This is a genomic window from Olleya sediminilitoris (assembly GCF_016785945.1).
In the GTDB taxonomy this organism is placed as follows: Bacteria; Bacteroidota; Bacteroidia; order Flavobacteriales; family Flavobacteriaceae; genus Olleya; species Olleya sediminilitoris.
This window is the reverse complement of sequence record NZ_JAEMEF010000014.1, coordinates 39,279-53,049: the sequence shown is the minus strand read 5'-3', so window position 1 is coordinate 53,049 and position 13,771 is coordinate 39,279. Positions and strand designations below refer to the sequence as shown.

At 32.1% G+C, this 13,771-nt stretch carries 10 protein-coding genes; 9 read left to right on the top strand and 1 reads right to left on the bottom strand.

Annotation, left to right across the window (positions count from 1 at the left end):
* The first annotated feature begins 2 nt into the window (after positions 1–2).
* From JAO71_RS13660 to JAO71_RS13620, 9 genes are all read left to right on the top strand, one after another.
* Positions 3–2,282 (top strand): alginate lyase family protein, encoded by a 2,280-nt coding sequence (locus JAO71_RS13660; RefSeq protein ID WP_203001373.1) that lies wholly within the window; start codon positions 3–5, stop codon positions 2,280–2,282.
* A gap of 17 nt (positions 2,283–2,299) precedes the next feature.
* Positions 2,300–2,674 (top strand): cupin domain-containing protein, encoded by a 375-nt coding sequence (locus JAO71_RS13655; protein WP_013870376.1) that lies wholly within the window; start codon positions 2,300–2,302, stop codon positions 2,672–2,674.
* Between the two features lie 326 nt (positions 2,675–3,000).
* Positions 3,001–6,051: a SusC/RagA family TonB-linked outer membrane protein gene (locus tag JAO71_RS13650; protein WP_236011285.1), complete on the top strand. Its 3,051-nt coding sequence runs from the start codon at positions 3,001–3,003 to the stop codon at positions 6,049–6,051.
* Positions 6,052–6,070: 19 nt separating this feature from the next.
* Positions 6,071–7,498 carry a RagB/SusD family nutrient uptake outer membrane protein gene (locus JAO71_RS13645; RefSeq protein WP_116824513.1) on the top strand — a complete coding sequence of 476 codons (1,428 nt, stop codon included), beginning with the start codon at positions 6,071–6,073 and terminating at the stop codon, positions 7,496–7,498.
* A 17-nt stretch (positions 7,499–7,515) separates the two neighbouring features.
* Positions 7,516–8,388 carry a PKD domain-containing protein gene (locus JAO71_RS13640; RefSeq protein ID WP_203001371.1) on the top strand — a complete coding sequence of 291 codons (873 nt, stop codon included), beginning with the start codon at positions 7,516–7,518 and terminating at the stop codon, positions 8,386–8,388.
* A gap of 55 nt (positions 8,389–8,443) precedes the next feature.
* A complete protein-coding gene (locus JAO71_RS13635; protein ID WP_203001369.1) occupies positions 8,444–9,145 on the top strand; it encodes a FadR/GntR family transcriptional regulator in 702 nt (233 codons plus the stop codon).
* 22 nt (positions 9,146–9,167) lie between these two features.
* Complete coding sequence (locus JAO71_RS13630; RefSeq protein ID WP_203001366.1) at positions 9,168–10,796, top strand: MFS transporter; 1,629 nt, start codon at positions 9,168–9,170, stop codon at positions 10,794–10,796.
* 48 nt (positions 10,797–10,844) lie between these two features.
* Complete coding sequence (locus JAO71_RS13625; RefSeq protein WP_028290176.1) at positions 10,845–11,606, top strand: SDR family NAD(P)-dependent oxidoreductase; 762 nt, start codon at positions 10,845–10,847, stop codon at positions 11,604–11,606.
* 83 nt (positions 11,607–11,689) lie between these two features.
* Positions 11,690–12,694 carry a sugar kinase gene (locus JAO71_RS13620; protein ID WP_203001364.1) on the top strand — a complete coding sequence of 335 codons (1,005 nt, stop codon included), beginning with the start codon at positions 11,690–11,692 and terminating at the stop codon, positions 12,692–12,694.
* Here the strand turns inward: JAO71_RS13620 and JAO71_RS13615 are convergent.
* Positions 12,674–13,714 carry a LacI family DNA-binding transcriptional regulator gene (locus JAO71_RS13615; RefSeq protein ID WP_054852681.1) on the bottom strand — a complete coding sequence of 347 codons (1,041 nt, stop codon included), beginning with the start codon at positions 13,712–13,714 and terminating at the stop codon, positions 12,674–12,676. The genes JAO71_RS13620 and JAO71_RS13615 overlap by 21 nt on opposite strands.
* Positions 13,715–13,771: the final 57 nt, after the last annotated feature.

The window sequence follows — 13,771 nt, the reverse complement described above, 5'->3', positions numbered from 1 at the left end:
AGATGAAAAAAATAAAAAACACAACATATAAAATCGCACTATTTGTAATAATAGCATTTATGTTTTCATGTAAAAATGAAAATAATACTACTACTGCAAATACTTCAGATACAAAAACATCCCAACAACATCCTAAACTTATTTTAACTGCTCAAGGTGTAAAAGGCATTAGAGCACAATTAGGTACTATTCCAATTTTTGATAAATCTCTACAAGCGGTTAAAGAAGAAGTTGATGCTGAAATTGAGGCAGGAATCGATGTGCCAATTCCTAAAGATTATTCTGGTGGTTATACACATGTTGTACATAAAAAAAACTGGTTTATTCTTCAAAAAGCTGGTTTGTTATATCAAATTCTAGACGACGAAAAATATGCCAAGTATGTAAAAGACATGCTAATGGAATATGAAGCATTGTATAAAACTTTGCCATTACATCCCAAAACAAGGTCTTATGCAAGAGGAAAATTATTTTGGCAATGTTTAAACGATTCTAATTGGTTAGTCTATGTAAGTCAGGCTTACGATTGTATCTATAATTATTTAACCGAAGAAGAACGAAACAAGCTAGAAACAAATTTATTTAGACCATTTGCAGATCACATTTCTGTAGATAGTCCGCAATTTTATCAACGCGTTCATAACCACAGTACTTGGGGAAATGCCGCTGTTGGAATGATTGGGTTGGTTATGGATGACGAGGAATTAATCAATCGAGCGTTATATGGAATTAAAGATTTAAAATTAGATGCTAATAAAAAAGATGACGATGGTGGATTTTTAAATAAAGACGGAAAAGCAGGTTTTTTAGCCAATATCGAAGAACCTTTTTCGCCAGATGGTTATTATAATGAAGGACCTTATTACCAACGTTACGCTATGTATCCTTTTTTGGTTTTTGCAGAAGGGTTACATAATGTAAAACCTGAGCTTAAAATATTTGAATATAAAGAAGGCGTACTTCTAAAATCTATAAATGCATTATTAAATTTATCTGATTCAGATGGCGATTTCTTCCCACTAAACGATGGTCAAAAAGGAATGTCGTATTACACAAATGCTCTAGTAACTGCTGTAGATGTATCTTATCATTTTGGAGAACAAGATTCTGGTTTATTATCAATAGCAAAACAACAAGATAAAGTATTGTTAGACGATTCTGGTTTAGCTGTTGCGCTTGGTATTAAAAACGGAAAGGAAAAACCGTTTACTAAAAAATCTATCAACTTATCTGATGGTTCTGAAGGAAAACAAGGTGGTGTTGGTATTTTAAGAAATGAGAATTTAGAGCTGGTTTTTAAATACGCAGCGCAAGGATCTAGTCATGGACACTATGACAAATTATCGTATTCATTTTATGAAAATGGTGAAGAAGTAATTCAAGATTATGGATTATCTCGTTTTGTAAATATTGAACAAAAAGGAGGTGGAAATTACTTAAAAGAAAATAAAACATGGGCAAAACAAACCATTGCGCATAATACAGTGACTCAGAATGAAACTTCTCACTTTTCTGGTAAATACGATATAGGAAGTTTATATCATTCCGATTTAAATTATTTTTCTTCAGAAAATAAAAACGTGCAAGTATTAAGTGCTATTGAAAAAAATGCATATCCAGGTACAACTATGCTTCGTACAATGGCTATTATAAAAGATGAAGATTTCGAAAAGCCATACATGCTTGACATCATGAAGGTCACTTCCGCTACAGCGAATCAATATGATTTTCCTTTTTATTATTTCGGACAAGTATTACAAACAAACTTTGAGTACAATTCACCTGAAGTATTAAAACCGTTAGGTTCTAAAAATGGCTATCAACATTTATATTTAGAAGGCTCAGGAAAAGCATCAGAGGACAACACTAAGTTTTCATGGTTTAACAATAATAAGTTTTACTCATTAACAACTGAAACTTCAGCCAAAGACGAATTATTATTTGCTAGAATCGGTGCAAACGATCCCGAGTTTAATTTACGTCGTGATCCAGCCTTAATATTGAGAGCTAAAAACTCAAAAAACAGAACTTTTGTTTCAGTAATTGAAGCACATGGAAGCTATAGTCCAGTTTCAGAATCTGCAGTAAATTCTAACAGTAGCATTAAGCTAATTAAAACAGTTTTAGATTCTGAAGATTATACAGCTATTGAAATTACTAATATAAATGGTAATGTAAAGTTGTTTATTACTTCTAATACCAACAATCTAAAAGAAACAAAACATAACATAACAATTAACGGTAAGAGCTTTGAATGGTCAGGTTCTTATTATTTCAAATAAAATAAAACAATTAAAAAATGAAAAGATTTAGCGAAAAGTACATTGTAGCAAAAGACATGGAATGGGAAAAACTTGGAGGAGGAGTTTCTAGAAAATTTTTAGGTTATGACAATCAGATCATGATGGTAAGTGTAAAATTTGAAAAAGGAGCATTAGGTGCGCCACATCAACATTTTCATACTCAAGCTACTTATTGTGTGTCTGGAAAGTTCGAATTTGAAATTGATGGTGTAAAGCAAATTGTAGAAGCTGGAGATGGTGTTTACATCGAACCAAATTTATTGCACAGTGCAGTTTGTTTAGAAGAAGGACAGTTGATAGATACTTTTAGTCCAGTAAGAGAAGACTTTTTAACAGGAGATGGACCTTCTTATTTTAGTGATAAAGAGTAGTTTAGTAAAGTATTGTGCTTAGGCTAAAGTATCTGGTTTGTTTTGAATAGCTAGTCTATAAGCGTGTTAAGAGCAAATGTTTGCTAAATTAACTCAAACATTTGCTATTTTAACATATAAATTTTACGAAAACGTTGTAATTAACATTTTTTTATATATATTTGGTTAACCAATCTGGTTGACCAATTTTTTTTGTTTAAATTTGAAGGAATATTAACTGCAAAAGTAGTATTTGATTTTATTGAACTTTAATTGGGATTTGTTTCATAACTTATCATGACCAGCAAACTAACTCAAAAAGTAAATTAATTATTATGGTTAAAAAAATGAAATTCGCATTATTACTAATGCTTTTTGCTAGTTTTTCTGTTTTAGGGCAATCAACTAAAACAGTTAAAGGGACAGTTGTATCTGCTGCAGATCAACTTCCCATTCCAAGTGCAAATGTTTTAATAGCAGGTGCAAATGATGGTACTTATACAGATTTTGATGGTAATTTTCAAATCACTGTAAAAAGTACAGATGTTTTAGTGTTTTCATATGTCGGTTATATGTCTCAGTCGGTTCCTGTACTTGATAATACAACGTTTAATATAGCTTTGCAAGAAGATTCAAGTCTTTTAGATGAAGTTGTAATTGTTGGTTATGGTACTCAAAAGAAAAGCCATTTAACAGGTGCTATATCTAAAGTGACAAATGAAGATTTAGATCAAATAGCTGTTTCAAGGGTGGATGATGCCTTAGTAGGTCAAGTTTCTGGTGTAAACATTGCTGCAACTGAAGGTGAAGCTGGTTCTGCTCCTACTATTAGAATTAGAGGTACGGGTTCTGTCTCAGGTAGTTCAGATCCTTTAGTTGTTGTGGATGGGATTGTTGTAGATAATGATTATTTAGGTTCTATGAATATGAACGATGTAGAATCTTTTGAGGTGTTAAAAGATGCTGCTTCTGCTGCAATCTATGGTTCTCGTGGAGGTAATGGTGTAATCATGATAACTACTAAAGAGGGTAAGGCAGGAAAAACTAAATTTACTTACAATACTCTAACGGGGTTTAAGGAGGCGAGACAAAGTGAGGATTATTACTTTACTGTTGCAGAAACGGTTGAAGCTGAGTTAGCTGCAACAGGGACTTTGTCCGACAGAACTAGGTACAAGCAGTTAATAGGTGTTGATAATGATTGGCAAAATATAATTTTTGATGGTGGTGTAATTACTACTCATTCATTTAGTGCTAGAGGAGGTAATGATAAAACAAAGTTTAGCACATCTATTGGTTATATCCATGACGAAGGTGTTTTGTTAACAGATGAGGTGAAAAATTACAGTTATAAATTAAGATTAGATACTAAGCTAACAGATAAACTTTCTATGGGTATAAATCTTAATCCTTCTTTTAACGATAAAAGACGTTTTGATGGATCAACTCATGATATTTTAAGACAAACGCCATGGTTACCTGTTTACCATGATGCTAATACTATTAGATATGTTGATAGAGATAATTATCCAGATGTACAAATTGGTGATTATGCAACGCAGCGTCATTTTGATAATTATGATCTATATGGTGATGGAAGTACATTAGTTGATATTAGTAATACTTCAAATACTAATCCTGCAGCAAAAGTTATAGAGCGCCAAAGAAATGAGTATAAACTTAAAATGAGAGGTAGTTTTTATGGAAAATATGATTTTACAGATAATTTATCAATTAAAAGTACTATCGGAGGTGATTATCAAAATACTGTAAGAGAAAGAAATCAAGGTCCTTTAGCAAGTCGTAATGGAGAGTCTGCAGTCCAATTTGATGAAGAAAAAATAAATGTATCTAGATTAGTTTCGGATAACTTTTTGTCTTACGATAAAGAATTCGGAGATCATGATGTAGCCGCTATTTTGGGTGCATCTTCAGAGTTAGTGAAAGGAGAATATAGAGCAGCTAGGTTAACGGGTTATAATCCTGATTTTGAAGGAACATTAGGAGGAACAACAACAGTCGGAGCTGGAAATGAATTTGAATATAAGCAGTCATTGTTTTCATACTTCTTGAGAGTTAATTATGCTTTTGATGATAAATATTTAGCATCTATTAGTTTAAGACGTGATGGAAGTTCAGTTTTTGGTGAGGATACAAAGTATGGAACTTTTCCTGCAGCTTCTTTAGGTTGGAATGTTTCAAAAGAAGATTTTTTAGCAGATAGTGAAGTTGTAAGTAATCTTAAGTTTAGAGTAAGTTATGGTGTAACAGGTAATAATAGTTTAAGAATAGCGTCAAACTCTGTTCTAAATGACAATGCTTTAGTTAACTATTACCCATCATTATCTTTGATTTCTGGCTTTAGTTATGGAGGAGACTCTGCAATTAGTGCAATTAATATTGCTAATCCAGACCTAAAATGGGAACGTTCAATAGAAATTAATCCAGGTATTGATTTTGGATTATTCAATAATAAAATAACAGGTTCTGTTGATGTTTATAGAAGAACAAGTGACCAACTATTATTATCCAATCCAATTTCTAATACAACAGGTTTTAGTGAGGCTTTAGTTAATATTGGTAAAGTTGAAAATAGTGGAATTGAATTAGAGTTAAGAACTAAAAATGTCAATACAAGTAATTTTAAATGGACTTCAACAATTTTAGCATCAAGAAATAAAAATGAACTAGTAGACTTTGCAGATTCAAATGGACAAATTCAAAATGTAGACTCTAAAAGAGCTGCAGAGTGGATTAACCAAGTAGGTCAACCTATTTCTTCTTTTTATGGTTGGGTAGTAGATTCTGATATTCCTTTAGAATATATAAGTAACCCTTACCATCCAGTAGGAGGAGAAGCTCAAGATGTATATGTTAAAGATTTAAATGGAGATGGTGTTATCGATGATGATGATAAAACTAAATTAGGAGATCCTTATCCGGATTTAGTTTGGAGTTTAACTAACGATTTTCAATTTGGAGATGTTGATCTAAGCTTTATGTTTCAAGGTAGTCATGGTGCTGAAATTAGAAATATGGGAGATCAGTATTTGTTTAATCATTTTAATTCATCTCAAGATTTTATTTCCAGTACACCAAATCAAGAGTTTATTAAAGAGAAAATCTTTACAGATGACATTATTCAAGATGCATCATATATAGCTTTAAGAACTGTTAGTATTGGTTATAATTTTACAGGAGATTTATTAGATAAAACATTGTTTACTAAAGCCAGGGTTTATGCTACTGGTCAAAATTTACTATATGTAACAGCAGATGATTATACAGGGTTTAATCCTGAGTCTGTTAATACAACAAGTGCAACAACTTATGGATATCAAAGAGCAGGTTCTCCTATTCAAAGAACAATTTCATTAGGTTTAAACCTTGAGTTTTAATTTTAAAAAAAAAGATAAAATGAAAAAATATATAAAAACAACAGCTACATTATTGGTTGTATTATTAGTCTCTTCTTGTGAAGATTTTTTATCGCCAGAACCAACATCTGTATCTAATGCAGAAACCTTTTTCGAAACAGAAGCAGACTTAGAGCTTGCAGCTGTGGGTATGTATGATGCAATTCAGGGAATTAACTCAACAACTACAACAGACAATCATGGTCTTCAAGTTGATTTTTATGTTCAGGAAATGTTAAGTGATAATACTAGATCAAAAAATATAGGAGGAGAAGGAGAGTCTGCACAATTTGAGAGCTTTAATGTACAAGCTACTAATGGTATAGTAGATGATTATTATAGAAGTAACTATCAAACAATATATAGAGCAAATGTAGTATTAGAAAACTTAGATGTTGCAGGAGATAATGCTGCAAGATATGAAGCTGAAGCAAAATTTGTAAGAGCATATGCCAATTTTAATTTAGTACGTTCATTTGGTGATATTCCTCTATTAGATAGAGTTATAGGTATTGCTGATACAGATGTGCAATTTTCAAGAGTTGATAAAGACTTAGTATATGATTTAATAATTAGTGACCTAACAACAGCAGTTGCAGGTTTGGATAATACATATAAAACCAGAGCTTCTAAAGCTGCTGCTCAAGCATTATTAGCTAAAGTGTATTTAACAACAGGTACTAATTATACTTTAGCACAGACGTTATGCGAATCTGTAATGAGTTCAGGATTTATGCTGGAACCTAATTTTAAAGATGTGTTTTACAACGAATTAAATGATGAGGTAATCTTTGCTATCGATTACATTGGTGATTCTGCAGCAGACAGTCAAAATTATTCAGCAGAATGGTTAAATGCAGTTGGAAGAACAGCAGGTGTTAACTATACGACTCAAGAAGTCAGAGATGCATTAACAGCATTAGGTGGAGATAGGTCTACTATTTCTTTTAGACAAGACCCTTTACAACCTTCACAATACCAGGTAGCTAAATATTTACCAATTGATGATTCTAATCTAGACGTTACAGCTTCCTCTAGTAATCCTACTTTAGCCGGAAATGACTGGATTGTGATTAGATATGCAGATGTCTTATTGATGCATGTAGAAGCTATTATGGCAGGTCAGCAGTCTACTTCGGCTCAAGCTGCTTTAGATTCTTTTGAAGAGGTTAGAATACGTGCTGGTCTTACAGGTGATGCTGACGGAACCATAACTAAGCAAGAGTTATTAGATGAAAGACGAGTGGAATTAGCCTTTGAAAATCACCGTTTTTTCGACTTAGTTAGATTTAATGTAGCTCAAGATGTTTTGTCATCATTTTCTGATGATAATGATTATAATTTTAGCGCTACTGATTTGCTATTACCTATTCCTCAAAGGGAAATAAATTTAAGTCAAGGGGCTTTAAGCCAAAACCCTGGTTATTAATTTAAAAATATTGTAAGATGAAAAAACAAGTAAAAAAAATAATTACGATTACTACTTCAATAATCATGGCTATAACTATACAGTCTTGTGATGATTTTGAGAAATTCGAACCTTTAGACTCAAACTCTATAGCGGATCAAACACCTCCTCAAGCAGATTTTTCTTATTCTCAAGGTGAAGGTACAGCTGGTGATGAATGGATGAGTTATTCATTTGGTAACTTATCTTCTAGTGCAACTACTTATAGTTGGGATCTAGGAAATGGTACAACTTCAACTGATTTTGAACCAACAACTATTTATCCAGGTGAAGGAATGTATACAGTAACTTTAACAGCTTCAGATAATTTAGGAGTTTCAAGCACTTTTTCTGAAACTATTGAAGTTATTGAGCCAGAAGTTCCATCCGCAATTGTTCCAACTATAAATGAGGCTGGTTTTGAAGATGGTAGTGATGCTTGTGGTACCGCAGCAGATGGAAGAGACTGTTGGAGGAATAGTGATTTAGGAGGAGTAATTCAAATAACTTCAAGTCCAGTTCAAGAAGGATCACAGGCAGCAAAATTTCCGTCAGCTGGTGATCGTGTAGGATATCAAGAGTTAACAGTATCTCCTAATTCTGAGTATACTTTATCTTATTCTTATACTTTAAAAACTAATAATCCAGGTTCAATTACTGTTTCAGTTTTAGCAGGAGGAGGACATACAGATTTGACAGCTGCATTAGCAGCAACAATTGAAGATTTTGAAGGTACTGATCAAACTAGTGCAAGTGATTATGTTGGTGGGTCAGTAACATTTAATACAGGTGCTAATTCTACTATTTCTATATTGATTACTAATCAGGGAGAAGAAGCAAGAGTTGATAACTTTTCTATTATAGCAAATTAGTAAGTTGTTAATTTAAGGTTTTATATTTGCTCTTTAAACCATTAACTTAAAAACTATGAAGTTAGAGTCACTAACAAAGATTGAAAATTTTGATATTCAAAAACAAGTTATTTCTAAAATAGGTGATTTAATAAATTTTAAAAACCTAGAACCAGGAGATAAATTACCATCTGAAAGGATGTTATCTGAAAAGTTTGAAGTATCAAGAAGTCAAGTTAGGGTAGCAATTCAAAAGTTAGAGTTTTATGGATTATTAAAATCAATACCACAAAGTGGAACATTTGTAGCAAACATAGGTGTAATTGCTATGAATGGTATGATTGAAGACATATTAAGATTAGAAGATCCTAGTTTTAAATCGTTAGTAGAAACTAGGATTCTTCTTGAATTAAAAACAGCAAGATTAGCAGCTTTAAGACGAACAGATGAAGATTTAATAAAGCTAAAACATTGTTTAAAGGCTTATAAAAATAAAGTATTAAAAGGAGAGGATGCTGTACAAGAAGATTTGTTGTTTCATTTAGCCATTGCTAAAGCAAGTGGTAATAGTACAATGAATACTTTAATGTTAATGATCACACCAGAAATTATAACAAATTTCGAAAAATATCATGTCTGTGATAGCAGTTTAGCTAAATCAGGTATTGAAGAACATCAAGCTGTTTTTGAGGCTATTAAAAAACAAAAACCTCAATTAGCAAAACAAAAAATGAAAGAACATTTTAAAGTATTATATCAGTATTGTTATAATACTTAACTAATCAATTAGCATAGACTAAATGAAATTAAAAGGATTAAGATGGTGGGTAGTTGGACTAGTAGCATTAGCTGCAGTTGTTAACTACATAGACAGGCAAGCGTTTGGTGCCTTATGGCCAGATATAGCAAAAGATTTATTTCCAGAAATGGATAAAGATGGACATAAAGCTATTTATGGAACCATCTCAACAGTATTTATTTTATCTTATGCAGGAGGTCAAGCTCTGTTTGGAAAAATCTTTGATTGGATTGGAACAAGATTAGGGTTTGCACTATCAATTGGTGTATGGTCTATAGCAACAATATTTCATGCTTTAGCTCAAGGATTATTAAGTTTCTCTATATTTAGATCAATATTAGGAATAGCAGAAGCAGGAAACTGGCCAGGAGCAGCTAAAGCTAATGCAGAATGGTTTCCAACTAAAGAGCGAGCCTTAGCTCAAGGAATATTTAATTCAGGTGCTGCATTAGGTGGTATTGTAGCTTATCCTATAATAGGTTTACTATCAATATATTTTGCTTGGAAAGCAATATTTATAGTTGTTGGTACACTTGGTTTATTATGGTTAATACCTTGGTTATATATAGTAAAATCTGGACCTAAAACACATCCTTGGTTAACAGATAATGAGAAAAAATATATATTATCAGGACAGCTAAATCAGGATCTTGACGAAGATAGTAATTACGATGATGGTTATAACCCAAGTAATAGTGAATTGTTTAAACGAAAGGAAAGTTGGGGAGTAATAATAGCTTCAGCTGCTATCGATCCTATTTGGTGGCTCTTCATAGTTTGGATTCCAATATATTTATCCGAAGTTTTTGGTATGAATGTAAAAGAAATTGCATTCTCAGCATGGGTACCTTATGTAGGTGCAATGATTGGTGCTTGGTTTGGTGGTTTACTTGCTCAAAAGAAGCTTAATTTAGGATGGACTGTAGATAAGACTCGTAAGTATGTTATTACTTTAGGATGTCTAATTATGATACCTTGTTTTATTTTATTAAAATTCCCTGGTGCACCTAAAGTTTTAGTGGTTTTTGGAGTTGAAGAATCTGCTGCTATTACAATGGCTGATCCACAAGTTAAAAAAATCATGGATAATGAGGCATTCAAAGATTTAAAAACGGATAAAAGTTTTATTGAAAGCGTTGCAGGAAAAAGCATTGATGAAATCAAATCTAATTCTGAATTTAAGACAGTATATGAAACTGCTGCTTGGAAACTGCCAAAAGCAGACGCTTCAAAAGAAGAACGTTTATTACCAAAATACGGACCACCTTCAGAGTCTGGCATTGCTGCTCTTGGATCTTTATCAGAAATTAATAAAGCTCGAAATACTGCAGCTTTAATTGCAATTGTTATTATGGCAATATTACTGTTTGGTTTCCAAACAGTAATCGGGAATGTTCAAACATTACCAAGTGATATGTATAGTGGTAAAATTGTAGGTACTTTATCTGGTTTTGCCGGTATGGCGGCAAAATTAGGAGCAGCTGGTTTAACTATCTTAGTTACATTTATAACTACAGGAGGTAATTATACACCTGCATTTTTAATAGGTGGTGCTTTAACAATAATAGCTTTACTTGCTGTTTGGATTTTATGTCCAAAAATAGAGCCCTTAAAACCTATAAACCAATAAAAAGATAAATAATATATTTAATATTAGTAATAAAAATAAATTAAGAATATGAGTAATAAAGGTAAAGTAGCAATAGTTACAGGAGCAACAGGAGGAATTGGGTTTGAAGTAGCCAAAAGATTAGGTCATGATGGTTATACTGTTGTTTTAAATGGTATTGATGACGAAGCTGGAGCTGAAAGATTAAAAGAGCTAACTTCTGATGGGATTGATGCTGAATATTATGGATTTGATGTAACAAGCGAAGAAGCTGTAACATCTAACATCACTAAAATTGGTGAAAAATATGGACGTATTGATGTACTTGTAAATAATGCAGGTGGATTAGGAGGAAGATCTAGATTTGAAGAAATGACTACTGACTTTTACAGAAAAGTTATGGCTTTAAACCTTGATTCTGTGTTTTTTGCATCAAGAGCTGCTATTCCATTTTTGAAAAAAGGAGAACATCCTTCTATTATTAACTATACTTCTAACGCAGGTTGGACAGCAGGTGGACCAGGTGCAGGTATTTACGGTACATCTAAAGCAGGTGTACATGCAATTACTAGAGCTTTAGCTAAGGACTTAGCAGAATATGGTATTAGAGCAAATGCTGTATCTCCTGGAACGATAGATACACCATTTCATGCACAAATTAAAGCGACTAAGCCAGAAGTTTTTGCTTCTTGGGCAAATAACATTATGCTAGGTAGATTAGGTCAGCCAGAAGATGTGGCAGGAGTTGTATCATTCCTTGCTAGTAAAGATGCATCATTTATAACAGCAGAAACCATTCAAATTGGAGGTGGTCAAGCACTTGGTATTTAATACCTTTTAATTATAAAATATATTAAAGCCTTTCTTAAGAAAGGTTTTTTTTATTTAAATTTATTAGATAAAATAAATAAAAGATGAGTCAAATTGTAACCTTTGGAGAAGTTTTAATGAGATTATCGCCTTTAGGAAATAAAAAATTTATGCAATCTAATCGCTTAGAATTTTATTTTGGAGGTACAGAGGTTAATGTTGCTATTTCAATAGCTAATTTTGGAGGAAAAGTAAAGCATATTTCTTGTATATCGGACGATTTTGTTGGAGACACTGCTATTTCTTATTTAAGAAAATTTGGAGTCAAAACAGCTTCAATTGTTAGATCAAATAGGCCTTTAGGTGTATACTTTCTAGAAGTAGGTGCTGTTATGCGTCCTAGTTCAATTTCTTATAATCGATCCCATTCTTCTTTTTCTGAAATTAAACCTAGTATGGTAGATTGGGAAACGTCTTTAAAACAGTGTACCTGGTTTCATTGGACTGGAATAACTCCTGCTTTATGTGAAGGTGGTTATCATACATTAAAAGAAGGTCTTGTTTTAGCTCAACAAAAAGGTTTGAAGGTATCTGTAGATCCAACTTATAGAAGTGGTTTATGGAAATATGGAACTCATCCAAAAGAAACACTTTCTGATTTAATAAATTATTCTACCATATTCATTGGAGGTATAAATGAAATTAATGAATTACTAGACACTAATTTTAGTTATTCAAATGAAGATTTTATCGAAGCTAGTAAACAGTTAATTAATAAGTTTCCTACTATTAAAAAAACCTTTGATAAAATTAGAACACCTATTAATGCGTCTTGGCATAAAATAAGATCAAGAATGTGGAATGGCAAAGAGTTTAGAGAAACCGAAGATTTAGATATCACTCACATCGTCGATAGAATTGGAACTGGAGATGCTTTTGCAGCAGGATTAATATATGGGTTACAAAACTTTGATGACTATAAGGCTATGCAATTTGCAGCAGCAGCAAGCGCATTAAAACATACCTATGAAGGAGACGTTAATTTTTCAAATGTTAATGAAGTAATGAATATTTTAGAGGGTAATACTTCAGGACGATTTAACAGGTAGGTCTTTATTAGAAGATTGACGAATAATCAATTCTGATTTCAAAATATTTTTATTCAGACTTGGTTTCCATTGTTCGGTATTAATTCTTTTTATTAAGGTTTCGGCAGTTAGTTTACCTATTTTTTGACTGTGTTGATTTACTGTTGTTATTGAGGGACTAACAAAGGATGTAAATGGTTCGTTACCAAAACCAACTAAGCAAATGTCTTCAGGTACTTTTAAATTATTTTCGTTTAATATTTGAAGAGCACCTAAAGCAGCATTATCACTAGCAACATAAATTGCATCAGGACGCAATTTTAAATCTAATAATTGTTGCATTTTTAAACGACCATCTTCAATAGTTAAGCTACTTTCAATTAATAAATAGTCTTCTTGAGGTAAGTCATGTTTTTTAATAGCATCAATATAACCACGTATTCGGTTATTATATATACGTGTTCGACTAAAACCACCAATATGTGCTATGCGTTTGCAACCCTGAGTTATTAAATGTTCAACAATCATATGACTACTATCATAATCATCAATCCCAATGTAATCAACATTTAAATCATTTTCTCCTCTATCAAATAATACTAAAGGAATACCTTTAGATTTAATTTTCTCAAAATGAGATAAATCAACAGTTTCATTTGCCATAGAAGCGATTATACCATCAACTTGGGTGTAAAGTAGTGTGTCAATGCTGTCACATTCTTTTTTAAACGATTCGTTAGATTGCGTAATAATAATATTGTAACCTTTTTTATTTAAGACTTCTTCCATGTTTTGAATTACAGAAGAAAAAAAGTTACTATTAGTCCTTGGGACTATAACTCCAACCAGATTACTTTTTCCTTTTCTTAAAGCACTAGCTAAGTGGTTGGGTTGATAATTTAGCTCTTTAGCAACACGTTTAACAGCTGCTTTTGTTTTTAAGCTAATTCGTGAATCATCATGAAGCGCTTTAGATACTGCTGCAGGCGAAATATTTAAAACATTTGCAATGTCTTTTATAGTTGTTCTTTTTTTTTTCACCTAGTTTATATATATTTGCTTAAACGTTTAAGCAAAAGTATTATTAATACTTCAAAA